A 25,842-nucleotide genomic window follows, 5' to 3' on the forward strand; every position below is an offset into this window, starting at 1 on the left:
AGCCGTGCTGAGCGGGTTCAAGGACTTCATCCTTCGCGGGAACATCGTGACCATGGCGATCGGCCTCGCCGTGGGTTCCGCCTTCACCGCGGTCGTCACGGGCTTCAGCACGGCGTTCATCGCCCCGCTCATCGGCCTCGCCACGCGCTCGACCGGTGACTTCAGCGAGGCGCACTTCAAGGTCGACGGCACGGACTTCCCGTACGGCAAGTTCGTCGCCGCGGCGATCGCCTTCGTGATCACGGCGGCGGTGCTCTACTTCCTCGTCGTCGTCCCGATGATGAAGTTCCAGGCCCGCCTCGACCGCGGCAAGCCGGTCGACATCAAGGCCGCCCTGCGCGACTGCCCGCGCTGTTTCAGCCAGATTCCCGCGATCGCCACCCGCTGCTCCCACTGCACCAGCGAGCTCAAGGCCGACCCCGAGGCCCTCGCGCTCGCCGGGCTCCCCGAGCAGCGCTGACCGCCCGGCCGGCGGGCGGCTCTCCACCCGTACGGCCCAGGGGTGTCCGTGCGCACAAGGGAACTCGTCCTCCTCGTCTGGCGTTGACCAGTGCAGGAGGGTCCACTGGATCGTGGAAGCACCCAGCACCAGTGAGCAGAGGGTTCCCCTGCCGCACCACATGGAGGGCGTACCGTGCACCGCCGGCACAACGGGCTGAAGACCGCCGTACTCCTCGGTGGGCTGTCGGCCCTCATCATCGTCATCGGCAGCTTCTTCGGTCGTACGGGGCTGATCGTGGGCCTCGGCATCGCCCTCGCGACGAACGCGTACGCGTACTGGAACAGCGACAAGCTGGCCCTGCGCGCGATGCGCGCGCGGCCCGTGAGTGAGTTCGAGGCCCCCGCGCTCTACCGGATGGTCCGCGAGCTGTCGACGCAGGCCCGCCAGCCCATGCCCCGCCTGTACATCTCGCCGACGGAAGCGCCCAACGCGTTCGCGACGGGCCGCAATCCGCGCAACGCCGCGGTGTGCTGCACCGAGGGCATCCTCCGGATCCTCGACGAGCGTGAGCTGCGCGGCGTCATCGGGCACGAGCTGAGCCATGTCTACAACCGCGACATCCTGATCTCGTCGGTCGCCGGCGCCCTCGCCTCGGTGATCATGTTCCTGGTCAACTTCGCCTGGCTGATCCCCGTCGGCCGTTCGAACGACGACGACGGCCCCGGTCTGCTCGGCATGCTGATGATCATGATCCTGGGCCCCATCGCGGCCACGGTCATCCAGCTCGCCATCAGCCGGTCCAGGGAGTACGAGGCGGACGCGTCGGGTGCCCAGCTCACCGGCGACCCGCTGGCCCTGGCGAGCGCCCTGCGCAAACTCGACGCGGGGACCAAGCAGTTGCCGCTCCCCCCGGAGCCGCGGATCGAGACCGCAAGCCACATGATGATTGCGAACCCTTTCCGTCCCGGGCAGGGCATGTCCAAGATGTTCTCCACGCATCCGCCGATGGCGGAGCGCATCGCCCGGCTAGAGCAGATGGCAGGTCGTCACCCGTGAAGACAATCCTCAACATCATTTGGCTAGTGCTGAGCGGCTTCTGGCTGTTCCTCGGCTACCTGCTCGCGGGTCTGATCCTGTGCATCACGATCATCGGAATCCCGTTCGGCATCGCGGCGTTCAGGATCGGCGTGTACGCGCTGTGGCCGTTCGGCTATACGACGATCGAGCGCCAGGACGCGGGCGCCCCGTCTTGCGTCGGGAACGTGCTGTGGCTGGTCCTGGCCGGCTGGTGGCTCGCTCTCGCCCACATCGTGACGGGCGTCGCGCAGTGCATCACGATCATCGGCATCCCCCTGGGCATCGCCAACTTCAAGCTGATCCCGGTCTCCCTGATGCCGCTCGGTCGCGAGATCGTCCGCACGGACCAGCCGTTCGTATCGCGGTAGACGCCGGCCCGGCGTCGTAGCGGGAGGGGATCAACTCGGCTTTACGGCCGAAGAGTTGTCCCCTCTTTTGCGTAGCCAGGGACCCCGCGTACTCCGTGTGGAAGCATGGCCGGTGCACGGGGGAGGTGGGCAGGCAGGCCCGAAACGTCGTGAAGCCGTGGCCTGCGCGCGAAGATGCAGCACGATTCCGCAAAGAGTCCGGGCAGTCCCGAGAGCGGCCCCGAAGACGGTCCCGAAGGTGACTCCGACGAGCATCCCTTAGGCGGCCCCGAAGGCCGCCCCGTGCGCCTCTTCACGGGCGGCTTCCTCGATCCGGACGCCCTCGGGGACGAGCGCACCGCCACCGTCCTGCTGTCCGCCGCGGAGCGCGCCACCGAGCGCTTGCGCCCCGGCGACGTCCTGTACGCGGCGCTCGACGCCCGCGACCCCGCGGTGCTCCCCGCGTTCGAGGGCGCGCTCGCCGAGGGTGCGGCCCCGCATCACCTCCTGGAGACGGTCGCCGTCTACGCCCCACCCGGGAACGGCTACGCGTTCGACGGCGCGCGCGACCACGTGAGCCCCGAGCTGGCCGCGGCCTTCGAGGAGTTCGAGTCCCGGTGCGCACGGGACGCGGTGGGCGCCGAGGTCCGCCTGGAGCTGCTGCTGGCCTGTCTGCTCGACGCCCCCTCCGCCGACGAGCGGGACTTTCTGACCCCGCTCCTCGATCTGCCCGTGGCAGCCGAGGCGCTGCGCAGGCAGGTCGGGGTCCACGCCGACGAGCCGCCCGAGCTGTACGACGACGCGTCGGGCCGGCTGCGCTCCGAGGAGTTCACGAACGACGCCTGGGCCGTCCTGGAGCTGGCCGCCCAGCGGGCCGCCGAGCTCGGCTACGACCGGCTGCTGCCGCCGCACTGTCTGATGGCTCTCCTGGCGGAGACGGAAGGGCCCGCCGAGCGCCTCTTCCGGCTGCAACTGCCGCTCCAGGTCGGTCTGGTGAAGGCCGTGGAGATCATCACCCAGGCGTTCCGGATCACCGAGCGGGGGAGCCGGACCGCCCCGCGCCTCGACCGCGAGGGGATCGGCGAGTCCCTGCGGGACCTGCTGCACGCGGCGCGCACGACGGCCGCCCGCTGGGACGCGGAGCAGATCGACACCCCGCACCTGCTCGCGGCCCTCCTGGACAGCCCGCCGCAGCGCCTCGCCTCCGTGCTGGCCGCCGAACCGCTGCGGCTCGACATCGAGCGGCTGCGCGAGAGCGTGCGCGACGTGCTCGGCGAGACCCGTTCGACGGCGCCCCGCGAGGTGCCTTTCCGGCTGCCCGCGTTCCTGCCGCCCTCCGAAGACCTCACCTGGCTCGCGCGGACCGGGGCCATCGGGCCGGCCGCCCACCTCGAGGGCTACTTCGAGCCGCTGTGCCGGGCCCTGCACCGTACGGAGAACAACCACGTACTGATCACGGGCCTGCCCGGGATCGGCACCACCACGCTGCTGCGCGAGCTCGCCCGGCGGGCCGCCACGGGCGAGATCCCGTTTCTGCGCCGCAAGCGGTTCCTGCGTGTCGACTGCAAGGACGTCGCGGCGGAAAGCAGCGGCGAACAGCTGACGGCCCTGATCGGCCAGGTCGCGGGCCGCACCGACCTGGTCGTCTGCGTCGACGGGCTGGGTCCCCTGCTGCGCGGCCGGCACGGCGCCGACCACCTGCTGGAGCTGCGCCGCGCGCTCAAGGAGCGCAGCATCCATCTCATCGGGGTGCTCGCCGAGCACGACTACGAGGATCTGGTCGCCGCCGACCACGTCCTCCAGGAGCTGACCTGCCGTATCGACATGGTGGAGCCGGAGCGGGAGGCGGCGCGGGCCATGGTGCGCCTCGCGGCGGACGCGCTGGAGACGGAGTTCAGCGGCATCCGGATCGAGCGCCACGCGGTGGCGAGGGCCGTGGTCCTCGCGGGTGACTTCGTCCGGCACCAGCGGCTGCCGCTGTCCGCCGTCAAGGTCCTGCGCCGCGCCTGCGAGGACCTCGACTACGCGCGCAGGCAGCACGGCGACGCACGCAGCGCCGTGACGCTCGACGAAGTGGCCGACGTGGTGTCCGAGCTGTCCGGGATGCCGCGCGAGCAGATCGCCGGCACGGGCGGTGAGCGGATCGACTACGCGACGGCGCTCGGCGCGGAGGTCGTCGGGCAGGACCAGGCGGTCCGGGTGGTCGCGGACGAGCTGCGGCGCATCAAGGCGGGTTTGGCCGCGGTCGGTTCGGGGCCGGCGTCGGTGCTGCTCTTCGCGGGCCTGACGGGCGTCGGCAAGACCGAGCTGGCCAAGCGGGTCGCCGGTCTCTACTCGGCGTCCAAGCGGCTGCAGACATATCCGATGGAGAACTTCACGGAGCCGCACAGCGTGTCCGGCATCCTCGGCTCGCCGCCGGGCTACGTGGGGCACGAGCGCGGCGGGCGGCTCATCAACGAGCTCAACAGCGACCCGTACTGCGTGTTCCTCCTCGACGAGGCGGAGAAGGCGCACCCCGAGGTGCTGCGGCCCTTCCTCAACCTCTTCGACGAGGGCTGGATCACCGACCAGCGGGGCGTCAAGGCGCACGGCGACCGCGCCATCTTCATTCTCACCACGAACGCCGGGCACGAGATCATCTCGCGCCTCGGCGAAGGCAGTTCGGACGAGGAGATCTCCGCAGCCGTACGCGCCAAGCTCGCGTCCGAGCGCAGCCGGGACGGCACGCCCGTCTTCACCCCCGAGTTCCTGGCCCGCGTCCGCCGCGTCATCGTCTTCCGCCCGCTCGGCGGTGACGCGATGACCGCCATCGGCCGCAAGGTGCTGGAGCGGCAGGCGGCCTTCTGGCGCGAGAAGCGGGAGAAGGAGCTGACCGTCCCCGAGGAGCTGGTGCAGTACGCGGGCGCGCTCGGCCACCGCCTCAACTCCGAGGCGGGCGGGCGCGAGGGCGGCCGCATCATGGCCAAGGTGCTCTCCGACCTGGTCGAGAACCCCGTTCTCGCGGCGGCCGAGGAGCGGGTGGAGGAGTTCCAGGCCTGCGACCGGATCGTCGTCGACTTCGTGCCTCCACCGCCGCCGGGCGTGCGTGACGCCCTGTTCTCCGGCCGGGACGACACCGGAAGCGGTTCCCGTACGCGGGTGCGCTTCCTGTCGCCGGAACCGGCGGGCGGGGTGGAACTGTCCTCTGTGGAGGGCGGGTTGACCAAGTCCGGCGGGAGCGGAGAGGGGGAAGCCCACGATGAACCAGGCCGCACCGGATGAGTCCGACCTGCGCGGGCTCGAGGGCCGGGTGGTCGACGGCCGCTACGCACTGAGCGGCTGGATCGGAGGCGGCGGCTTCGGGGCGGTCTTCCGCGCCGACCAGTACATCCTCGGCCATCCGGTGCGCAGTGTGGCCCTCAAGCTCTCCCGGCGCTCGGGCCTGACCGAGGAGAACGCCGCGGAGCTGTTCCAGGACGTCCTGCTGCTCGCCGAGGCGATGGACACCATGGCGGACGCCGAGGCCCGCCGCCACCTCGTGCACGTGTACGACGGCGGCCTCGCCCAGGGACTCGGTGGCCGCGCCTTCCTCGCCATGGAGTACGTGCCCGGGGCCACCCTCGCCGGCCAGTTCGCCGAGATGGGGCGTGTCCCGGCGCCCCTGCTGGTCAAGTGGGCGCGGCAGATCTGCGTGGCCCTGCGCGGACTGCACCGGCTGGACCCGCCGCTGCTGCACCGCGACCTCAAGCCCGACAACGTCCTTCTGGGCAGCGACAACTGGGTCCGCCTCATCGACTTCGGCCTGGCCGCCCGGATGCTGGAGCTCGGCCACGTCCCGGGCACGGTCGGCACCCTCCAGTACATGGCGCCGGAGACCGCGGCCGGCTCCAGCGTCCCCGAGTCCGACCTGTACTCGCTCGGGCTCCTGATGTACGAGGGCCTGACCGGCCGCCACGCCTACGCGCATCTGACACCGCCGCCCGCGCTGCCCGAGTCGGCGCACGGCGACTGGCTCCAGGAGCAGAAGCGGGGCGCGACGCCCGTACGCCCCTCGGTCCACAACAACCTCGTCCCGCCCGCCCTGGACGCTCTCGTGATGCGCCTGCTCGAACTGCGGCCCGCGCAGCGTTTCCGCAGCGCGGAGGAGGTGATCGCCGCCCTGGACGTGGTCCTGGAGAAGCCGGTCGTGCGGCAGCCGGGCGAGGCCGAGCTGGCGGAAGGGCGGCGGCTGAGGACGTCCGGGCAGGGCCCGGCCGCCGCGACCGTCCTGCGCAGGGGCCTCGAACGCCACCACGTCCCCGACCCGTTACGCCTGGGCCTGCTCACCGAACTGGGGCAGGTCCACGAGTCCGCGGGCGATCACCTGGCCGCCGCCCACTCCTGGGCCGACGCCTGTGAACTCGTCCGCGGGCGCGCCCTGATGCCGTCCGGCGCCGACCGCGCCAGGCTCGCCCGCCGCGCGGAGGAGGCGTTCCGCAAGGCCGGCAACCGTTTCCAGGCGGAGCGGTTCGGGCGTCTCGCCCGCGCCGAGCGGGACCGGGGGTGACGCGTGGAGCCCCAGCGGTCCCTGAGGAACGGTCTGTCCCGGCGCGGCCGACTGGAGAACGCCTGGGCGAGCGCGGTCGACGACGACGATCCGCGCGCCGGCCTCGTGAGCCTGCGCGCGGTCCTCGCGGGCATCGAGGAGTACCAGGACCGCGCCGCCGACCTGTGGCCCTCCTTCCAGCAGTCCTTCCTCGGCCCCCGCTTCCTGCCCCTCGTCGAGGCCGCCGACCTGGACCGGCTCGCCCAGGTCGGCGAGCGCTTGGCGGCACAGGGGCGCATCGGGCTCCACCAGAGCTGGGTCCCGCTCGCCGACGCCGCCGTGGCCCGGTCCGGACCGGGTGACCGGGACTTCGCGGTGTCCCTGTACACACGGCTCTACCGCAGCGCGTTCGTCCACGAGGAGTCCCGTTCCATCGCCGCCACCGCCCTGGCCAGGCTCGGCGCCGACCAGGACGACCAACTGGCCGTCTACGTGGACATCTTCCGGCGGTACGCGACCGTGCCGCCGGAAGTGCACCAGATGGCGGGGAGCCTCCTCGGAGCCGGATTCGCCGACGAGACGGGCCGCGTGGAGCGGGCCTTCGCGTTCGCCGCACAACTGTCCGCGGCGGGCCTGCGCCTCGCCGGCCTCGACCGCACGCTCGGCCTCGGCGCCCTGCTGCTGCACCGCGAAACGGCGGACGCGGCCGACCACTTCACCCGCGCCTGCGGCGCCGACCCCACCGACGGCGAGGCCCTGCGCGGTCTCATCGCCGCCCGCCTGCACAGCGGCGCGTACGCCGAGGCCCTCGCCGCCGTGCGCGGACGGGAAGCCGTCCTCACCCCGCGTGGCGCCGAACTGACCGACCTGTGCCGCATGCTGGAGTGGCTCGAACTGGACCCCGCCCGCGACGGCCCCCCGGGCCCCGCCACCCCGGCCCCGCTGACGGCCGTACGGCTCGCCTCGATCGGCGACGGCGGCGACAGTCGGCCCTGGAGCCGCTACGCCCAGGGCCGCGCCCAGCTCCTCGAAGGCAACGCCGACCTGGCCGCCAAGAACCTCGTCGTGGTCGCCGACGCGTTCCCGGACCGGTCCGACCTCGGCTATCACGCGGCCTGGGCCCAGCTGCTGTGCGGTGAACACGAGGCGGCGGGACGGCGCTGCCGCGCGCTGCTCGCCGACGGCGACGCGCGCGCCTGGCCGCTCGGCTGCCTCCTGGCGGACGCCGATCCCGGCCACCGCGCCACCGACGAGGAACGTACGGTCATGAAGGGCGCGGCACACGCCTTCACGGCGGTCGTCACGGCCCGGCTGAGACTCGCCGAGGGGCAGGAGCCCGGCGTCGACCTGGCCTGGGACCCGCTCGGCGCCGAGGGCGCCACGGTCCCGGAACTCCTGGAGGCCCTGCGCACGCTCCTCGGCGTCGAGGTCGCCGGCGGCCACCGGAACGCGGTCGGCCACCTCACCGAGCTCTCGCTCTTCGGCCGTCTGCCTCTGCCCGAACAGCTGTTGTGGCGCGCCCTGTCGGCCCTCCCGGAAGATCGCGACCGGGCCCACTCCCTGCTCGAACAGGCCCGCGACCAGGGCCACGACCGCGCCACCCTCGTCCTCGCCGTGACCGCACTGAACGCCGGACACCCCGACCGGGCGGCGGATCTGCTCGACGGCGTACGCGGCCCCAAGGCCGAACTCGTCCGTGCCCGCGCCGAACTGGCCCTCGGCCGCACGGCCGACGCCGGGCGGCGCCTCGACCGCCTGCCGACGCCCCGGGCCCGCTACGAAAGCGGTGTACTGGCGCTGCGCGAGGCCACGGCGCTGTGGGCCGGCGGGGAGGCCGACCGGGCCGTGCAGCGTGCCGGGTGGGCGGCGGCGCGGCTCATCGACGCGCGCGTCACGGGGCCAGGCGCCCTCCCGCCCGTCCCCGCCGACGCCGGACGCCTCGCCCGCGCGGCCCGCCTCCTCGCCGAACGCGCGGCACGGCCCGCCGACGGCACGGGCGCCGCACCATGGCGCGTCGTCCGCCATCACCCCCGCACGGCCTGGCTGCTCGGCCTTGGCCAGCTGCTGGTGGCGCCGCGCGGGGCGGAGCCCGTACTGGTGGAGGCGCTGGTGGGGTGGGCGGGGGAGGCCGATGGGCCGACCGCCGCCGACGCGGGCGACGCCCGTGCCGTGGAGGTGCTCGCCATGGCTCTGGGACGGGCCTGTCTGCTGGGCGAAGACCAGGCTGTGCAGGGCGAGTTGACCGAGGCGCTCGCCGCTCTCGCGGAGGCCTGGCCGCTGCCGGTGGTGGCGCGCGAGGCCCGTCGCGCCGCCTCGCCGGCCGGGCCGCACGCCGAGACGGCCAAGGACGCGGATACGGAGGCCGCGGCCGAGGTCAGGGACGACCCGCTGCTGGCCCTGCCCCTCGCGGCGGCCGCGCTCCAGGCCGGCGACAAGGCTCGTGCGGTACGGCTGCTACGGGCCGTGGGCGACGTACAGGACGAGGGTGCCGAAGGCCCGGAGGGCGACGTAAAGAACGGTGGCGCCGAGGGCTCGGAGGACGATGTGGAGGATGGTGGCGCGGAAGGCACCGACGGTGTGGGCGGCACCGAAGGGGCCCATCGCGCCGCCGCGCAGGTCGTCGCCTTTCTCGCCCAGGCCCTCGACGGCAAGCCGCCCGCCGAGCTGCCGTCCGTCGGTGGTGACCCCGCCCTGCACGCCCCGCTCCTCGTCGTCCAGGCGGCCGGTCATCTTCCGGCCCAGCGCGCGAAGGCCGCCGAGGCGCTCACCCTGGCCCTGCGCGATCACGACCTGACCGGCCTGGCCGACGTGGCCGCGACCCTGCCCACGCTCTGCGCCAGGGTGGCCCGCGCCAGGCGGCGCGACGGCCGCGCCCAGGCTCTGGCGGAGGTCGTGCGCCGTCTGGCGGACCGCCTCGCCGAAGGCTCACCGCAAGCCGACGGTGGCGTACCTCTCGATGCCGTCACCCTCGCCCGGTGCGCCGCCGCCGTCGGGGACCACGAAGTCGCCGACAGGCTGTGGCGGCGCGCCCTGAACGCCGATGCCGACGCGGACAGGCTCGCCGCCGAGTACGGGACATACCTGTGTCACCTGGCGGTGGCCGCCAAGGCGGACGGGGACCCGGCACGGGCCCTGGAACTCCTGGGCCGGGCCGCCGGTCATCTCCCCGGGGAGCACCCGGCCCACCGGCGCCGCGACGACCTGGAGCGCAACGACCGCTCCGACGCCCTCCTCAGCCACCTCTTCCCGGACGCGGTCCAGACCTGGGAACGCCCCGGCAGGATCCCGGCCGTGGAAGCCGCGATGGCCGAGCACCCGGTGTGGCAGGCGCTCGCGGCGGACCGAGCGGGCGCTGTGGAGAGGGAGGTGACCCGCTTCTTCGCGCGCAGGGCCGCCCGTGACGACATCCCCGTACTGCACTCGATGGCCGTGGTCTACCGCGAAGAGGCCCTGGCGAAGCTGACCCGCACGGGAGCCGCCGACGAGGACCTGGTCACCGCGACCGTCCTGTGGGTCCTGCTGTTGTGCCACCCGGGATTCTGGGAGGCGTTCGCCGGCCGCCCGGGGGCCGACGGCGCGGGAGTCCCCGGCGCCGACGCGGCGAGCGGTCCCGACGCCGCCTATCTGCGCACCTCCCTGACCGAGGAGCTCCTGACGCTGCATCGCAGCCACGGCGCACGGGCCCTCGCCGAGCACCGCGAGGACCAGGCCCGTCTCCATCTGAACTGCCTGACCGCCCTGCGTCAGGGTGCAGATGTCACCCGCACCCTGCTGGCGGAGGGGCCGCTGGCCGGAGCGCTGCCGGGCGTCGACGAGGACCTCTTCGCCGCCGTCTCGGACCGCGCGGGCGCCCTGCTCGACGACTGGGCCACCGACCTGGTGCGCGCGGCCGAGAAGCGCGTCGACGACCCCGAGCGGGTCCGCGCGCTGCCGGACGGCATCGACAAGGACTACGAAGAGGGCATCGACAGCCTGGCGAACGCCGTCGACCACGGCTTCGCACCCAGGAACGTCCTGTGCACCGTCGTCGCCTGGCACAACGAGTGGCAGAACTGCCTCTACCAGGTGGGCGACCGGGACCACATGCGCACCGTCGTGACCAAGGCCGTGCGGTACGCGGAACTGCTCGCCCAGGGCGCCGTGAAGGGACGCCCGCACCTGCGCGAGAACCAACTGCTCGCCGCCCACTACGTGGACCGCGGACTCCTCGACCGGGACACCGGCAAGGCCGTCGTGTACTTCGAGCTGGCCATGGAGTGGAACCCGGCCGACACCAACGCCCCGCAACTCCTGGAGCAGTACCGCCAGGACGCCCTGTTCAGCACCGCCCTGGAACATATCAAGGCGCGCCGCTACCCGAAGGCCCTCGCCGAACTCGACCGCGTCCCGAGGACGGACGCGACCAGGAAGACCCTCGACCGGCTCCGCACCAGCACCCTGATCAACCACGGCTACGTCCTGCTGGACGCCGAACGGCTCGACGAGGCGGAGCGCTCCGTGCGCGACGCCGAGCGCGTCGCGGCCGCCGGCGACGATCCCAAGATGCGCGAGGAGGCCGCCAAGGCGCTGCGCGCGGTGGCCACCGGGATGAACAACCGCGCGGTGGCCATGAGCAACGCCGCGCTCGGCAACCTGGAACGTTCCGTCCGCATCGGCCCGAACGCCGTGGAGGGCGAACTGCGGGCGGCCGTCGCCCTGTTGCGGCGGGCGGAGCGGATCGCCCCGGAAGCCGCCACCCGGGACAACATCACCCGTATCGAAGACCTCCTGCGAAGGCTGCGCCCATGACGACACTGCCGTCGGCGAACCGTCGGCCCAACCCCTTCCACGTACTCGGACTCCCCGTCGACGCCACCGAGGCGCACATCGTGGAACGCGCCGAGGAAGGCATCCAGACCGCGTCCACCGCCCAGGACCGCGACCTCTACGACTGGGCGATGCGGGAACTGATCCGCAACCCGCGGGCCCGGCTGCGGTACGAGGTGACCGAGCCGCCGGGCACCGACTACCGAGACCGCCGGTGGGACGCGTTCGCCCGCACCCACCGCACCTACCCGGCGGACCTCGGGGGCCAGAACCTGCAGTCCGAGGACTTCGACCTGCCGGAGGCGCTGCGCCGCACCGTCCGCGCCCTGGCGACGGCGCCCGTCGAGGGCGCGGACGACGCCCTGCGTACGGCCCCTGCGGCAGCCCGTGCCCAGGACGAGGAACCGGAACTGGAGGTGCGCGATGTCCTCTTCGGATGAGCCCGACGCCGTGCGGCCCGGCTGGGAGAACTTCGCCGAGCGACCCGTCCCCGAGGTCCACGGCGCGACCACCGCGCCGGAGGCCGAGCTGGCCGGCGTACTGCAGCGCCGCCACGAGGAGCTGGCCGCCGCCCGCGGCGCCTCCGCCTCTGCCGCGACGCGCGTGCACGCCACGCTCTTCGAACTGGCCATGCTCATCGGCACGTTGGAGCAGCAGGTCAACAGGGCGGGGGAGGCGCGCGAGGCCGTGGACGAAAAGCTCCGGCACCGTGAGCTGAAGAACGTGAAGGACCGGATGCTCGACGTGCTGCGCGGCGCCGGCGTGGAGGTGCGCGACCCGAAGGGCCTCGCCGCCGACGAGGTCCTGGACTGGGCGGACCCGGTGCACTGGCTGCAGAGCCCGGAGTTCGACGCCGAGGTCGTGGCCGAGACGAACGAGTACGCGGTGTTCCACGACGGCGCCGTGGTGCGCTTCGCCCAGGTCGTCATGGGAGCCCCCGCCCCTGCCCTCGCCCCCGTCCCCACCCACGCGCCCGCGTCCCAACCCGAGCCCGAGCCCGAGGCACCCCCCGAGCCGGATCCCCGGGTGAGGAAGCCCGAGCCCGACGCCGAGACGCCGCCGGGACAGACACCTGCACCCACGGACACCTGAACGAGCAGGCCAAGAAGGAGCGGTCACCCCACATGAGCCAGCAGATCGTCAGCAAGGCCGTAGGCATCGACCTCGGCACGACCAACAGCGCCGTTGCCGTGATGAACCCCTCCGACAGCGACATCGTGATCCACCGCGATCCGGTCTCGAAGTCGTACACGACGCCCAGCTGCGTCTGGCGCAGCCCGGCCGGCGGTGAACTGGTCGTGGGCCGCAAGGCGTTCGCCCGCAAAGGCAGCACCCCGGAGCCGGTCACCTCGGTGAAACGCCTGATGGGCAGCCGTACGACCGTCGACCTGGCCGGCGAGGAGTACACCCCGGCGCAGGTCTCGGCGGCGATCCTGGCCGAGATGAAGCGCCGGATCGAGACGGACGTGGCGGCGTTCGACAGCCCGGACGTCCGGTGGATCGTCGACCGGGCCGTGGTGACCGTCCCGGCCTACTTCGACCAGCCGCAGATCGACGCGACCCGCAAGGCCGCCGAGCAGGCCGGGCTCGAAGTCCTCGGCCTGCTCCACGAGCCGACCGCCGCCGCCAGCCACTACTGCTGGCGCACCACCACCCGTAACGGCACCTTCCTCGTGTACGACCTCGGCGGCGGCACCTTCGACGTCAGCGTCCTGCGCTGCACGGAGGGCACCTTCGAGGTGCTCGGCATCAGCGGCAACAACCGCCTGGGCGGCGACGACATCGACGAGGCCTTCGCCCGCCACCTCCAGAAGATGCTCCAGGCGGACGGCTACGCCCTCGACCTCGACCCCGAGAACAACCCCGAGGACCGGCTCCGCTTCAGTCAGCTGAAGATCCTCGCGGAGGGCGCGAAGAAGGCGCTCACGGACCAGCCCGACTACATGCTCCGCGACACCGGGCGCCTCACCGACCAGGACAAGCGGCCGGTCGTCATCGACGCGCTCCTGGAACGGCCCGAACTGGACGCCATCGCCCGCCCGTTGATCGAGCGGACCTTCGCCTACTGTGACGAGGCCCTGCGGCGCGCCGGGGAGCGGGCCGGCATCACCCTCGCCGACGTCGACCACATCATCCTGGCGGGCGGCTCGACCCATATGCCGCTGGTCAGGGAGATGGTGACGCAGGAACTCTGCGCGCACCCCGAGCCCGGCTCCGCCCGCCAGGTGCGCGCGGCCTGCGAGGCGCCGGTCGTCGAGCACGCCGACACGGCCGTCGCGCTGGGCGCCGCGGTGCGCGCGGCGGCCGTCGGCGGCCTCGCCGTCTACGACGAGGCCCGCACCGTGCGCGTCTCGTTCCACGGCTTCGCCGCCACGGGCTCCGAGGCCACCCATGTCGGCGGCACCGTCCAGGCGCTCGCCGACGGCCTCGACCTCTCCGGCGGCCGTGTCCACCTCACCACCACCGGCTTCGAGGACGAGGCGGACCTCTCCGACGAGGGCGCCTTCGCCTTCACCCAGGTCCCGGTGCAGCCGGACGCGGAGAGCCTGCTCACCTTCGAGGTGTACGACGCCGAGGGCGACGTGGTCGCCACGGCCGGCCGCGCCCTCGCCCACAGCGCGCGGCCCGGCGGGGGCGGGGGAGGAGCGGCCATCACGGCCAAGTCGGTCCTCCTGGAGGTGGACCTGGGCGACGGGCGCACCGGCCGCCGCGAACTGATCCCCGCGATGCAGCAGCTGCCCTTCGAGGCCGACTTCGACTTCGGGCACCCCGGCCGGGAGCAGGTCGAGCTGCGGCTGTTCCAGCAGGCCGTGCCGATCCAGGTGATCAAGGTCGTGGTCCCCTCGTCGACGCCGCGGGGGACGGCGATCCGGATGAACGTGGCCATGCAGGAGGACGCGTCCATCACTGTCCGCGGCTCGATCGGTGAGGACACCACCTTCGACGCCCTGCTCGAAGTGCCGGTGGACCCGCCGATGCCCGACGCGTCGGTGGTCGAGGAGCTCTACCACCGCTTCGAGGAGAACGTCGGCTATCTCGCCACGGGTCCGCAGACCGTGGTCCGCGCCAAGTGGACCAAGGCCCGCCGCGCCTTCGAGGAGGCCCGCGACCGGGGCGACGTGGCGGCTGCGGTGCACGAGTTCCGCGAGCTGGAGGAGATCGTGGCCGTCCTGGGCGAGGCCGACCAGGAACTCCAGCCGCCCAAGCGGGAGTTCGATGCCCTGGTCGACGACTGCCTGCGGCTGCACGCCCATCTCTGCGAGTCGGGGCCCGCGGGCGACAAGCCGTTCGACGGCCCCGAGGTGATCCGCGCGATCGAGGCCCAGCGCGCCGAGGGCGAACGCGCCCACGCCGCCGGTGACCAGCGCAGGTACGGCGAGGCGATCGCCCAGCTGCAGGGCCACTTCACCTACCTGAGGGGGCTGCTGCGCTCTTCCTCGGACGGGGGCCAGCTCTCCGCGCAGGAGCGCGCCGAGGGCCTGCTGCGCTTCGGGTTCCAGCGGGCGGAGGAACTGAGCCGGGTCGCCGTGGCCACCGGCAGGACCTCGGAGGAACGCGACCTGGCCGACGTCAGGAGCAGGCTGGAGCAGCTCGTCCCCCTCCTCGCCACGAACCCGGAGCAGGTGGGCCAGGACGCGGGCAAGCTGGTCGCACGACTGCGCCAGCTCGGCCAGATCCTGCTCACCGAACGGGCCGAGGCCGTCGGCATCCCGGTCGACAACCCCGGGAACCGGTCCGCAGGGGGGACCTGGTGACGCCGGACCCGGGCCGGCTGGCCTGCCCCCTGCCGCGCTGCCGGGCCGTCAACAGCGCGACGGCGGAGACCTGCCGGTCCTGCGCCACTCCGCTGCGCGCGTGGGCGCGTCTGAGGGCCCATCCGGCGAAGCTCTTCAACGCGGGTCTCGAGGCGGCCAGAACCGGCCGCACGGCCACCGCACGCGACCACTTCGCCGCCGTCGTCCACTGGTGCCCCGGCGACGCCGAGGCCCGCAGCGCCCTCGCGCTGGCCTGCCTGCTCCTGGACGATCCGGATCAGGCCCGCGACCACTGGCACCAGGTCCTCACCCGCCGCCCGAACGACGCGACGGCGCTGAAGGGCCTGGCCCACCTGGCCTCCCGGGTCACGCAGAGTCCGGATCCCGCGCAGGCTTCGACGCCCCCGCAGAATCCGCGGAATCCGCAGAATCCGAAGCCGCTGAAACCTCCGGAGAAGAAGCGGCCGAAGCCTCCGGAGAAGGAGCCTCCGGAGACGGAGCCGTCGGGGGAGAAGCCTGCAACGACTGAATGACCAGCTCCGGCGCCACCCCCAGGCGCCGCAGCATCGTCCGCGCCGTGGAGTCCTCGTCGGTGAGCATCGCTATCAGCAGCGTCTGCTCGTCGACGGGTTCCCGCGCCCCCCGGCAGGCCTCCTGCACCTTGGACAACGTCCGCGAGGAGAACTCCCTCGGCTTGGGATTCCCGAGCCCGGCCAGCTTCCGGAACGCGGCCACGCCGTCCTCGCCCTGCGCGGCGAGCGCCCCGCGCAGCGCCTCGCTCCCGACGACCCCGAACGCGCGCAGCATCATGTACGTGCTGATCTTCTTGCGCTGCACCGAGGCGAGCAGCCGCGCGCACTGCACGGCGGCGGCCGCGCGCGGGTCGAGCACCCCGATGTCCACACGCTCGTCGTCGCTCTGCGCGGGCGCGTCCGAGTACGGCAGCAGCAGCCGCTCGGGTGCGACCCCGATGAGCTGCAGCAGTTCGGCGCAGCTCCCGCCGCCCGTCGCGAGGAACGCCAGGGAGATGTCGTCGACGCCGATGTCCCGCCCGGCCTCCTGAGCCCGTGCCTCGGCCCCGTCGAGGACCCTGGTCACGGTGCCGGACAGCCCGATCCGCGGCCGGTGCCCGTTCACCGCGGTGAGCGACGCGCTGCTCGCCCCGGCCTGGGTGCCGCTCCCGGCCGGTGTCTGCCCCTGGATCTCGCGCAGCACCTTGGCCAGCAGATCCATGCGCTGAGCCCCGATCCGGGCGGCGGCCCGGTCCCGTACCTCCTCGTCCTCCAGCAGGGCCATCAGCAGGTCGACGGAGGTGACCAGACCGCGTGCGGCGGCGAACTCTCTCGTCCTGCGCAGGAGTTCGGCGGCCTCCGCGGTGAACTCGGGCCGCTCCGGAGCCGGCGGCGGCGGGGCGGGTTCGGCCGCGGTGGAGATCCGCACCTCGGGATCCCCGTAGAGCACGAACGACGCCCAGGCCCGGTCCGCCCGCTGCTCCAGATCGGCCCGTGCCTGCCGCATCGCGGCCCCGGCCGTGATCTGCTCCTGGAGCTGGCCGTAGAAGGCCTCGGCGAAGCGCAGCGCGCTCGCGTCCCCGACCGGCGTCCGGGTACCGACGACGGTCTTGGCCCCCATGACCATGAAGGACATGCAGGCGCTCATGGTGAGCGAGGCCTCGGCGAGCGCGCGCGAGGCCGGTTCGAGCGCGGGGTCGGCGGACGCGCAGCCGTTGATGAAGACGACGGGGGGCGCCCCGAGCCCGGCCAGGGGCTGGAGGGCGTCCAGGTCGATCAGCTTCCGGTTGTGCACCATGAGCCCGGCGGCCCCGGAGACCCCGGACACATGCCCCGAGTAGTGGAAGAGGTCGTAGGGCTCCTCGTCCTCGGCCAGCTCCTGGATCACCCGGACCAGGGTCGCGTCCCGGCCGATGAGGACGGTGCAGGCGACGCCGCGCCCCTGAAGCCAGGCACTGATCCGCTCGGTCTCCTCGCGGGCCGACGGCAGATCCCCCAGGGTGTCCCCGACGATCAGCGCCCGCCGCACCTGTGTGCACTCGCGCCCGCCCACGACCGGTCGGCTGACGACGGACCGCCGGCCGAGCTCGTGCACGAGGCCGAGGAAGTTCTCCCCGTCGTGCAGCAGTTCCCAGGGCACCAGGGACTCGTTCGTGCTGACCAGGAGCGATCCCGTCGACTCCTTCAGCTGACGCACCATCTCACCCGAACCGGCACGCGGAAAGAGCGAGTTGAAGAGGAGTCTCCCCTTCTGTCTGAGCACTCGGCCCAGCGTCGGATCGTCGTCCCGGGCGTCCTTGAGCGCCTCGTCGATGTCCTTGCACAGGTCTTTGACCAGGTCCTGGCTGACATCGACGGCGTGCTCCTGCTCCAGCGGCCCCACCACGGACCCGCCACCCGACTTCAGCCCGTACGCGTACTGGGTACGCCCCGGACCGTGCGCCGAGGTGCGTACGTCGAGGGTGGTCATCGTCCGTCCTGCCGATGCAGGTCCAGAAAGCGCGCGATGGCATCGCTCTGCGCGCGGTCCGACGGATACGTGATCTCGAGACGCTGGTCACCGATGGTGATGACGACGGACGGGACCACGTCGTCCGCGCCGGCCGGGACGGGCTGCCGCGCCGCCGCCTCCCGGCGCCCGGCGAGCCAGCCGCGTACGGCCTCGACGATCGACACCACGTCCACCGCCCCGCCGACGAGCAGCGTGCAGACCTGGACCAGCTCGGCGACCCGCTGGTCGGAGGAGGGCGCGGTGAGTCGTACCTGGTCGACGCTGGCGGCCCCCGCGGCCGTCAGCGCCTCGTGGAGGGCGGCCAGTTCGGGTCCCGGATCCGGCCCGTGCAACGCCAGTTCGAGGGTGGAACCTGGGCCGACCGTGGGTTCTGCCGCCACAACAACCTCCAGTGCCCTGTGGGCAGCGGGAATCTGGTCCCACCAGCCTCGCACCGGGAGCGGCGGCAGACCATCACGTCAGGGCAATTGCCTCTGCTTCAGCGACAGTTGCAGTCACCCGTCGTCCCTACCGGTAGTTCACGAACTGCAGCGCGAAGTCGAAGTCCTGGCCCTTCAGCAGCGCCTGCACGGCCTGGAGGTCGTCGCGGCTCTTCGAGCTGACCCGCAGCTCCTCGCCCTGCACCTGCGCCTTGACGCCCTTGGGGCCCTCGTCGCGGATGATCTTGGCGACCTTCTTGGCGTTGTCCTGCGAGATGCCCTCCTCGATGGAGGCGAAGATCTTGTACTCCTTGCCGGAGAGCTGGGGCTCTCCCGCGTCCAGCGCCTTCAGTGAGATCCCGCGCTTGACCAGCTTGGTCTGGAAGACGTCGAGGATCGCGTTGACGCGGTCCTCGGAGTTCGCCTCCATCAGGATCTTCTCGCCGGACCACGAGATCGAGGCGCCGACGTTCTTGAAGTCGTACCGCTGCGAGATCTCCTTGGCGGCCTGGTTGAGGGCGTTGTCGACCTCCTGCCGCTCGACCTTCGAGACGATGTCGAAACTGGAGTCGGCCATGTCCTGTGGCTCCTTGTATCGGGTGGTGAAACGGCTTGCGTCGGAATGCGTAACCCACGGCCCTCGGTCCCCGGGCCGCATCCGCAAAGCCTAGCCACCAGCCCGCCCCAGGGTGCCGATCAATCGGGTGGCGAAGCACCCCCGTCCATCAGGTATCGTTTACGTCGTTGCCACGGAGCACCGCCCCAAAGCGGAGATCCAAAGCAGCAAACCCATGGCGGTGTGCCCGAGCGGCCAAAGGGAGCAGACTGTAAATCTGCCGGCTCAGCCTTCCCAGGTTCGAATCCTGGCGCCGCCACATGGTGGAGAACCCCCTCCGAACTGCGGAAACGCAGTTCGGAGGGGGTTCTTTGTATTCCGGGGTCCCTGCGCGCAGGTACGAGACCGCCTCGGACGGGCGGTCTCGTACCTGCGCCCCCAGGCAGGCCCTAGGGCGCGACGGGGAGTTGGCGCTTGTGGTCGGTGAGGCGGTAGCGGTGGACGATCGTCTCGAAGGCCTGCCCGTCCACCGGCTTGCCCTCCAGGAAGTCGTCGATGTCGTCGTACGTGACCCCGAGCGCGTCCTCGTCGGCCTTGCCCGGGTCGAGGGTCTCCAGGTCGGCCGTCGGGACCTTCCACACCAGCTCGGCGGGCGCACCCAGCGCGTCCGCGACGGCGCGCACCCGGCGCTTGGTCAGGCCGGTGAGCGGGACGAGGTCGGCGGCGCCGTCGCCGAACTTGGTGAAGAAGCCGGAGACCGCCTCGGCGGCGTGGTCCGTGCCGACGACCAGTCCGTTGTGCGCGCCGGCCACCGCGTACTGGGCGATCATGCGCTGCCGGGCCTTGATGTTGCCGTGCACGAAGTCCTGGTGAGCCTCGTCGCGGAAGCCCACGCCCGCGGCCAGTGAGGCCTCGAGCGCGGCGTCGCTGGCGGGCTTGATGTCCACGGTCAGGACGTGGTCGGCCCGGATGACGGAGAGCGCGAGCTGGGCGTCGTGCTCGTCGGCCTGGACCCCGTAGGGCAGCCGCATCGCGTAGAACCGCGCGTCGTGTCCGGCGGCCCGGGCCCGCTCGACGGCGAGCTGGCACAGCCGGCCGGCCGTGGTGGAGTCCACACCGCCGCTGATGCCGAGCACGAGGGAGCGCAGCCCGGTGGAGGTCAGCCGTTCGGTGAGGAAGGCCACCCGGCGTTCGATCTCACGCTCGGCCTCGAAGGTCTCGGCGACCTGGAGCTCCCTGGCGATCTCCTGCTGCAGGCCGTTAGACGCCGACTCGCTCACGTCTGCTCCTTGCTCCGGTTCATGAGGTGTTGTCGCATCCACCCTACTGGGGGTGTCCGGCGCCTCGGAGGGAGCGGGATCTGTGCGGACGGGGCGTGGGCGAGGCCCGTGGCGCAGACTGATCACATGTCCGTACCGTCGGCGTCTCGCCGCAGAAACTGCCCCGAGTGCCGCCGCGACATCGCCGTCGTGGCCGGCCGCTTCGCCCGCCACGACCCGCCCGGGGCCCGCAGCGCGGGTGAGCTCGTGTCCTGCCCCGGCTCCCGCAGGCCCGCGCAGCTCGGAGCCGCGCAGCCGTCCCTCGACGGCTACGTGGTCCCGGTCGTGCCCGGCCAGCTCCCGCTCTTCTGAACCGCGCTCAGTTTCCCGCGATCGCCTTGACCGCCACCGTCACCGGCGCCGACCCGGAGACCAGCTCCAGCGTCAGCCCCGCGGTGGCGGGCGTCTCCAGCAGCTCCGCGAGCACCGCCGCCACGTCGTCCCGCGGCACCGGACCCCGCCCGGTGGACGCCTCCAGGCGTACGAGTCCGGTGCCGGCGTCGTTCGTGAGCATCCCGGGACGCAGGATCGTCCAGTCGAGACCGGTCCGGGCCCGTACGGACGCGTCCGCCTCGCCCTTCGCCCGCAGATACGCGTCGAAGATCTCGTCCCCCTGATGGGCCGGGTCCGCGCCCATCGCCGACACCATGACGTACCGCCGTACCCCGGCCCGCTCCGCGGCGTCCGCGAACAGCACGGCCGCGGCGCGGTCCACCGTGTCCTTGCGCCCGGCCGTGCTGCCGGGCCCCGCGCCGGCCGCGAACACCACCGCGTCCGCGCCCTCCAGAAGCCCGGTGACCTCCTCCACGGACGCCGATTCCAGGTCGCACACAAGGGGCTCGGCCCCGGCGTCCCGCAGGTTGTCCGCCTGCTCGGCACGGCGGATGATGCCCGCGACCTCGTCTCCGCGTGCGGCGAGCAGACGCTCGAGCCGCAGCGCGATCTGACCATGACCCCCAGCGATGACAATGCGCATGCTTCCGACCGTACGCCGGGCCGCCCCTGTTCGCCGCGCAACCTTGTCCGCGCCTCGCGGGTCTCCTCAGCGACCCGTGCCGCCGACGGCCGCCGGGTCTCTCATCGGACCTCTGCGGGAGTCAGACATCAGCGCCATACGCACCACCACCCTCACCGCGGCCGGCTGCGCCGCACTGCTGCTCGCGACCACCTCGGCCTGCGGCACCGTCGAGAACCTGACGGCAGGTCAGAAGATCGATCGTGCCGCCGACAGGCTCGGCGAACAGAAGTCGCTCTCCTTCGAGTTGGGCCTCGACGCGAAGCCGGACGCGCTCATGAAGCTGGCCGGTGGCCAGGGCGACGAGGCCATGCCGCCGGCGATCGCCAAGACCTTCGCCGGCGCCCACGTCACCTTCTCCGTACGGTCGAAGAAGCCGCTGTCCGCGTCGGGCGAGAAGGACTTCGTGGGGATGGGCATGAAGGTGTCGGTCCCGGGCGGCACCCTGGCCGAGTACCGGCTCGCCGGAGACTTCGTCTACTTCCGCCTCGACATGCAGAAGACGTCGGAGCTCATGGGCTTCCCCGTCCCCTCGCCGAAGGACCTGCCGAAGGGCGAGGAGGGGGTCGCGAAGGCCCTCGAAGGCGAGTGGGTCAAGGTGGACCTCTCCGACGTCAGGAAGAACGCCTCGGGCAAGGGGGCGAGCGACTCCGAGGGCTCCGGTGGGCTCGACGAGAAGACTCGGCGGAAGGTCCTCAAGGCCCTGCGCGGCGTCATCGCCGACGACGTCACCCTCCGCAGCGCCGGCACCGAGGACGGCACGGAGCGCATCGTCGCCAAGGCGTCCTTCCGCGAGCTCCTGACGGACCTCTTCGACAAGCTCGGCCCCCTGAAGGACGAGCTGCCGCCCGGCGCCGGATTCCCCACCGCCAAGGACCTCAAGGACGCCCCGGCCAAAAAGGTCGCCGTCGACTTCTCGATCACCAACGGCACGCTGTCGAAGATCTCCTTCGACCTCGCGGCCCTCGCCGACGGCAAGAAGGGCGGGAAGGTCCCGCTGGTGCTCGAGTTCGGCAAGGCCGGAGACATCAGTGCACCGTCCGGCGCGACCGAGATCCCGCTCGGCGAGCTCGCCGACGGCAACCCGTTCCTGTCGGGTGCCGCCATGGGCGGCTTCTGACGGTTCGCCAGTTCGTCAATGCCGCGCGTGGGGGCGGCAGATGGGCCGATCGGAGCTGAAGGGGCAGAAGGGCCGGCAGGAAGCCGAAGGGTCCCGCCTGCGGGCGGGCCTCTTCAGCCCCGCCCGCCGCCCCCGCCCTCCGACGGCTTCCCCGCCCGCCCCTGCCGCGGCAGGTCGAGCGCCGCCGAGTCGCAGTACTCGCGCACCGCGCTGGTGCGCGCCACCACCCGCCCCCAATGCACCACGATCCGGCTGTACGCCAGGGAGAGGGCGCCCGCGAGTTCGTCGCCGCGTACGGCGATGAGTTCCGCGGGAAAGCCCGCCTCCACCCGCACCTCGGGCAGCCCGAGCGCGGCCCGCGCCGCTCCGCTGACGCAGTCGTACGCCTCCTCGGGGCGCAGCCCGTAGCGCGAGGCCAGCAGGTACGCGGCCTCCAGGGGATCGCCGCGGCCCACCGGGTTCGCCACGTCCCGCAGCGCCCCGCTGCCCGCGGCGACCCGCACCCCGGCCGCCCGCAGGAGCCGTACGGGAGCCGTGCCGCGCCGGTCGACGCCCGCGCAGCCGCCCTGCGGCAGGCAGACCACCGTGACGCCCGCGGCGGCGAGCTGGTCGGCGGTGCGCGCGGCGACTTCGCGCGGCAGCCGCCCGAGCCCGCCGCACGGCCCGATCGTGACGCCGGGACGCAGCCCTCCGGTCATCGTCGCGATCCGCCCGAGCCGGGCCGGATCGCCGCCGTCCGTATGCAGATCCACCGCGCAGCCGTGCTCCGCCGCGACCTCGAGGACCGCCTCCACGTAGCCGGTCGGGTCGGGGTCGAGATCCGGGCAACCGCCCACCACGCACGCGCCCATCTTCACCGCGTCCCGCAGCATCGCCAGGCCGTCGGCCCCCGCGAGGCCCGTCAGGAGCCGGGGCATCGCCACGGTCCGCAGATCGGTCAGGCCGCGCAGCGACCGCCGCGCCTGGAGCACCGCCTCCATCGGGCCGAGGCCCTGCACATCCCCGATCCGCACATGCGCGCGCTGCGCGGTGGCCCCGTGCCCGAGCTGGAGCAGCGCGGCCTCGGTGGCCCGCCGCTGCACCTCCGGCCCGTCGTACGACACCGGCCCCTCGGCCTCCGCGGACAGCGCCGTGTCGCCATGGGTGTGGGGTTCGGCGGGGGCGGGGAGCAGGACGTAGCCATAGAGGTCCACGCGCTTGGCGCGGGCGGTGAGGCTGCCGGCCGTGCCGACGGCCTCGATGAGCCCGTTGTCGAGCCGCACGTCCACGGTCCGGCCGTCGGTGAGCTTCGCGCCGCACAGGAGGAGGGCGGAGGTCTCGGCGGTGGAGTCGTTGCCGGGGGAGTGGGGGTGCTGCGGCTGGCTGTCGGGCATCGCGCTCCTGAGGTTCGGGGGCGGCGGCCGCGTGGGCGGGGCCGCCCCGGACCGGGGCGGGCCGGAAGGGCGTACAAGATCACGCAGCGCGGGTCGAGCCTAGAGCTGCGGCGGGCCCGCTTCGCGGAGGAGCGCAATAGTCGTACCGCTGTGGTGCGCGGTGCCGATGAGGTGGCCGTGAGCGGCTGTTGCGGCTCCGGAAGGGCCGGCACCCTGCCCCTGGGCGGTGGCCGCGAAACGGATTTGGGCGATCGGCGGGCGAGCGTGTAATGTCTTCATCGCTCGCCCCAATAGCTCAGTCGGTAGAGCGTCTCCATGGTAAGGAGAAGGTCTACGGTTCGATTCCGTATTGGGGCTCTGGTGTGAAGTTCCCTCACCTTCGGGTGAGGGGCATCGCATCAAAGCGGTGTAGCTCAGTCGGTAGAGCAAGCGGCTCATAATCGCTGTGTCACCGGTTCAAGTCCGGTCACCGCTACACACAGTAGCCGATTGTGGGGTCGGTCCTCCGGTCGGCTACTATTCATGCGTTCATCCGTCAACCGTCCGTCCAAGGAGCACTCACGTGGCTGCCACCGACGTCCGCCCGAAGATCACGCTGGCCTGCGTGGAGTGCAAGGAGCGGAACTACATCACCAAGAAGAACCGGCGTAACGACCCGGACCGTCTTGAGATGAAGAAGCACTGCCCGCGCTGCAACCAGCACACGGCGCACCGCGAAACGCGCTGACTCAGGCTCGTACATGAGGCCGTCCCCTTACCGAGGGGGCGGCCTCATGTCGTTCTCACGTGTGTGCGGCCGGCCGTAAGATCCGGCAACATCCGGCAACAGCGCAAATCCAGGAGGTGCCGAGTCCATGGCGCTCGACCAGTCCTTCGTGGGACGGTCCTACCCGCCCACCGACCCCTATGAGGTCGGCCGGGAGAAGATCCGTGAATTCGCGGAGGCGGTGCGGGACACCAATCCCGTCTACGTCGATCCGGAGGCGGCCAAGGCGCTCGGCCACTCCGATGTGATCGCTCCGCCGACTTTCGTGTTCGCCATCACGTTCAAGGCCGCGGGCCAGGTGATCGAGGACCCGCAGCTGGGCCTCGACTACAGCCGCGTCGTGCACGGCGACCAGAAGTTCGCGTACACGCGCCCGGTGCGCGCCGGTGACCGGCTCACCGTGACCTCGACGATCGAGGCGATCAAGTCCCTCGCGGGCAACGACATCCTGGACATCCGCGGCGAGGTCCACGACGAGGCCGGCGAGCACGTCGTGACCGCCTACACGAAGCTCGTGTCGCGCGCGGCCGAGGGGGCGTGACCATGACGACGACCATTCAGTACGCGGACGTGGAGATCGGCACGGAACTGCCGGCCCAGACATTCCCCGTGACCCGCGCGACGCTCGTGCAGTACGCGGGCGCCTCCGGGGACTTCAACCCGATCCACTGGAACGAGAAGTTCGCGGTCGAGGTCGGGCTCCCGGACGTCATCGCCCACGGCATGTTCACCATGGCCGAGGCGATCCGCGTCGTGACCGACTGGGTCGGTGACCCGGCCGCTGTCGTGGAGTACGGCGTGCGCTTCACCAAGCCCGTCGTCGTCCCGAACGACGACAAGGGCGCGACGATCGAGGTCAGCGGCAAGGTCGCCGCCAAGCTCGACGACGGCCGCGTCCGCGTCGACCTCGTGGCGACGAGCGCGGGCCAGAAGGTGCTCGGCATGTCGCGGGCGGTTGTGCAGCTGGCGTGACGGCCGCTCCGTAGGAACCTGAGTAAGGGGCACCCTCCATTGCGGGGTGCCCCTTACTTATGGGCGGTCACTCGACTTGTGGGCGGTCACTCGCAGGTGGGACTTGTACGTCTTCGTGGCAGCCGCGAAGGACGCTTGACATAGGTAGTGATTGGCCACTAACTTTTCCCCATGGTCAGGATGAGCGCAGACGAGCGGCGTGAGAGCGTCATCCGCGCGGCGATGAGCGAGTTCGCCAGGGGTGGGTACTACGGCACCTCCACCGAGGCGATCGCCAAGCGGGTGGGTGTCTCGCAGCCGTATCTGTTCCGGCTCTTCCCGGGGAAGAAGGCCATCTTCCTCGCGGCGGCGACCCGTTGCGTACAGGACGCGACGCGGCTCTTCGCCGAGGCCGCCGAAGGTCTGGAGGGCGAAGAGGCCCTGCATGCCATGGCGAACGCGTACACCGACGTCATCGCCAAGGATCCCGAGCGGCTCATGATGCAGATGCAGGTGTACGTCGCGGTCGCCGCCGCTGAGGCGGCCGGTGACCACGAGTTCGGCGAGGCGGTCCGGGCCGAGTGGATGAAGCTCTGGGATGCGGCGCATCTGCCCCTGGGGGCGGACGTGGACGCGACGACCACCTTCATGGCCTACGGAATGCTGATCAACGTCCTGGTCTCCATGGGGTTCCCTCCGGAGCACCGGATCTGGGAAGGGCTGTACCCCTCGGCACGCGCCGGCGGGAGCCTGGGGCACTAGGACCTGTCGTCAAATTTCCGTCTGCCCGGCGGCGTCGACAGGCCCTAGTGGTGGTCGGCGGCTGAGCAAGGGGAACCAGGGACGGGTGTCCGGGGGTTCTTGGCCTC

General features: G+C 72.1%; 21 protein-coding genes and 3 tRNA genes. 18 read left to right on the forward strand and 6 right to left on the reverse strand.

Annotation, left to right across the window (positions count from 1 at the left end; genetic code table 11):
• Positions 1–4: 4 nt before the first annotated feature.
• The 9 genes from ACFC96_RS20955 to ACFC96_RS20995 all read left to right on the forward strand — a co-directional run bounded on the left by ACFC96_RS20955 (position 5) and on the right by ACFC96_RS20995 (position 14,931).
• Positions 5–460, forward strand: a complete 456-nt coding sequence (locus ACFC96_RS20955) for an MscL family protein (RefSeq protein ID WP_376260227.1) — start codon at positions 5–7, stop codon at positions 458–460.
• Positions 461–634: 174 nt separating this feature from the next.
• Positions 635–1,498 carry a zinc metalloprotease HtpX gene (gene htpX / locus ACFC96_RS20960; RefSeq protein WP_266561267.1) on the forward strand — a complete coding sequence of 288 codons (864 nt, stop codon included), beginning with the start codon at positions 635–637 and terminating at the stop codon, positions 1,496–1,498.
• Positions 1,495–1,887 carry a YccF domain-containing protein gene (locus ACFC96_RS20965; RefSeq protein WP_376260225.1) on the forward strand — a complete coding sequence of 131 codons (393 nt, stop codon included), beginning with the start codon at positions 1,495–1,497 and terminating at the stop codon, positions 1,885–1,887. Before htpX ends, ACFC96_RS20965 begins: the two co-directional genes overlap by 4 nt.
• Positions 1,888–2,169: 282 nt before the next feature.
• Complete coding sequence (locus ACFC96_RS20970; RefSeq protein ID WP_376613564.1) at positions 2,170–5,127, forward strand: AAA family ATPase; 2,958 nt, start codon at positions 2,170–2,172, stop codon at positions 5,125–5,127.
• Entirely contained in the window at positions 5,105–6,391 is a 1,287-nt protein-coding gene (locus tag ACFC96_RS20975; RefSeq protein WP_376260221.1) for a serine/threonine-protein kinase, read from the forward strand. The genes ACFC96_RS20970 and ACFC96_RS20975 overlap by 23 nt, the downstream gene beginning before the upstream one ends.
• A 3-nt stretch (positions 6,392–6,394) precedes the next feature.
• Positions 6,395–11,158: a hypothetical protein gene (locus tag ACFC96_RS20980; protein ID WP_376613566.1), complete on the forward strand. Its 4,764-nt coding sequence runs from the start codon at positions 6,395–6,397 to the stop codon at positions 11,156–11,158.
• Positions 11,155–11,616, forward strand: a complete 462-nt coding sequence (locus tag ACFC96_RS20985; protein WP_376613567.1) for a hypothetical protein — start codon at positions 11,155–11,157, stop codon at positions 11,614–11,616. The genes ACFC96_RS20980 and ACFC96_RS20985 overlap by 4 nt, the downstream gene beginning before the upstream one ends.
• Entirely contained in the window at positions 11,600–12,268 is a 669-nt protein-coding gene (locus tag ACFC96_RS20990; RefSeq protein ID WP_376613569.1) for a hypothetical protein, read from the forward strand. The genes ACFC96_RS20985 and ACFC96_RS20990 overlap by 17 nt, the downstream gene beginning before the upstream one ends.
• A 32-nt stretch (positions 12,269–12,300) precedes the next feature.
• Positions 12,301–14,931, forward strand: coding sequence for an Hsp70 family protein (locus ACFC96_RS20995; RefSeq protein WP_376260214.1), 2,631 nt, complete (start codon positions 12,301–12,303; stop codon positions 14,929–14,931).
• A 366-nt stretch (positions 14,932–15,297) separates the two neighbouring features.
• On the opposite strand, the gene ACFC96_RS21000 is transcribed toward ACFC96_RS20995, so the two are convergent.
• The 3 genes from ACFC96_RS21000 to ACFC96_RS21010 all read right to left on the reverse strand — a co-directional run bounded on the left by ACFC96_RS21000 (position 15,298) and on the right by ACFC96_RS21010 (position 18,450).
• Complete coding sequence (locus ACFC96_RS21000) at positions 15,298–17,412, reverse strand: CHAT domain-containing protein (protein WP_376613571.1); 2,115 nt, start codon at positions 17,410–17,412, stop codon at positions 15,298–15,300.
• Positions 17,409–17,834 carry a hypothetical protein gene (locus ACFC96_RS21005; RefSeq protein ID WP_376260210.1) on the reverse strand — a complete coding sequence of 142 codons (426 nt, stop codon included), beginning with the start codon at positions 17,832–17,834 and terminating at the stop codon, positions 17,409–17,411. The genes ACFC96_RS21000 and ACFC96_RS21005 overlap by 4 nt, the downstream gene beginning before the upstream one ends.
• Positions 17,835–17,961: 127 nt before the next feature.
• Positions 17,962–18,450, reverse strand: a complete 489-nt coding sequence (locus tag ACFC96_RS21010; RefSeq protein WP_116511131.1) for a YajQ family cyclic di-GMP-binding protein — start codon at positions 18,448–18,450, stop codon at positions 17,962–17,964.
• 216 nt (positions 18,451–18,666) lie between these two features.
• On the opposite strand from ACFC96_RS21010, the gene ACFC96_RS21015 reads away from it, so the two are divergent.
• Positions 18,667–18,748 (forward strand) — tRNA-Tyr (locus ACFC96_RS21015).
• Positions 18,749–18,878: 130 nt separating this feature from the next.
• Here ACFC96_RS21015 and nadE read toward each other — a convergent pair.
• On the reverse strand, positions 18,879–19,709 hold the full coding sequence (gene nadE / locus ACFC96_RS21020; RefSeq protein WP_376260208.1) for an ammonia-dependent NAD(+) synthetase: 831 nt from the start codon (positions 19,707–19,709) through the stop codon (positions 18,879–18,881).
• A gap of 126 nt (positions 19,710–19,835) precedes the next feature.
• Here nadE and ACFC96_RS21025 point away from each other — a divergent pair, with 126 nt between their 5' ends.
• Positions 19,836–20,060: a hypothetical protein gene (locus ACFC96_RS21025; RefSeq protein WP_116511124.1), complete on the forward strand. Its 225-nt coding sequence runs from the start codon at positions 19,836–19,838 to the stop codon at positions 20,058–20,060.
• Between the two features lie 7 nt (positions 20,061–20,067).
• Here ACFC96_RS21025 and ACFC96_RS21030 read toward each other — a convergent pair whose 3' ends face one another.
• A complete protein-coding gene (locus ACFC96_RS21030; RefSeq protein ID WP_376260206.1) occupies positions 20,068–20,724 on the reverse strand; it encodes an SDR family oxidoreductase in 657 nt (218 codons plus the stop codon).
• Positions 20,725–20,800: 76 nt separating this feature from the next.
• On the opposite strand from ACFC96_RS21030, the gene ACFC96_RS21035 reads away from it, so the two are divergent.
• Positions 20,801–21,883, forward strand: coding sequence for a hypothetical protein (locus ACFC96_RS21035; protein WP_376613573.1), 1,083 nt, complete (start codon positions 20,801–20,803; stop codon positions 21,881–21,883).
• A gap of 113 nt (positions 21,884–21,996) precedes the next feature.
• On the opposite strand, the gene ACFC96_RS21040 is transcribed toward ACFC96_RS21035, so the two are convergent.
• Entirely contained in the window at positions 21,997–23,256 is a 1,260-nt protein-coding gene (locus ACFC96_RS21040; RefSeq protein ID WP_376260202.1) for an amidohydrolase family protein, read from the reverse strand.
• Positions 23,257–23,540: 284 nt separating this feature from the next.
• On the opposite strand from ACFC96_RS21040, the gene ACFC96_RS21045 reads away from it, so the two are divergent.
• From ACFC96_RS21045 to ACFC96_RS21070, 6 genes are all read left to right on the forward strand, one after another.
• Positions 23,541–23,613, forward strand: a tRNA-Thr gene (locus tag ACFC96_RS21045).
• A gap of 45 nt (positions 23,614–23,658) precedes the next feature.
• Positions 23,659–23,731 (forward strand) — tRNA-Met (locus ACFC96_RS21050).
• Between the two features lie 87 nt (positions 23,732–23,818).
• The gene (gene rpmG, locus ACFC96_RS21055) at positions 23,819–23,983 is read left to right on the forward strand and encodes a 50S ribosomal protein L33 (RefSeq protein ID WP_100594914.1); all 165 of its coding nucleotides are present in this window, start codon (positions 23,819–23,821) and stop codon (positions 23,981–23,983) included.
• A gap of 127 nt (positions 23,984–24,110) precedes the next feature.
• On the forward strand, positions 24,111–24,563 hold the full coding sequence (locus ACFC96_RS21060; protein ID WP_376260200.1) for a MaoC family dehydratase N-terminal domain-containing protein: 453 nt from the start codon (positions 24,111–24,113) through the stop codon (positions 24,561–24,563).
• A gap of 2 nt (positions 24,564–24,565) precedes the next feature.
• Positions 24,566–24,994, forward strand: a complete 429-nt coding sequence (locus tag ACFC96_RS21065; RefSeq protein ID WP_376613575.1) for a MaoC family dehydratase — start codon at positions 24,566–24,568, stop codon at positions 24,992–24,994.
• 171 nt (positions 24,995–25,165) lie between these two features.
• On the forward strand, positions 25,166–25,735 hold the full coding sequence (locus ACFC96_RS21070; RefSeq protein WP_376228307.1) for a TetR/AcrR family transcriptional regulator: 570 nt from the start codon (positions 25,166–25,168) through the stop codon (positions 25,733–25,735).
• The last annotated feature ends 107 nt before the right edge of the window (positions 25,736–25,842 follow it).

Origin of the sequence: Streptomyces sp. NPDC055955 (assembly GCF_042270245.1) — a bacterium.
Lineage (GTDB): Bacteria > Actinomycetota > Actinomycetes > Streptomycetales > Streptomycetaceae > Streptomyces.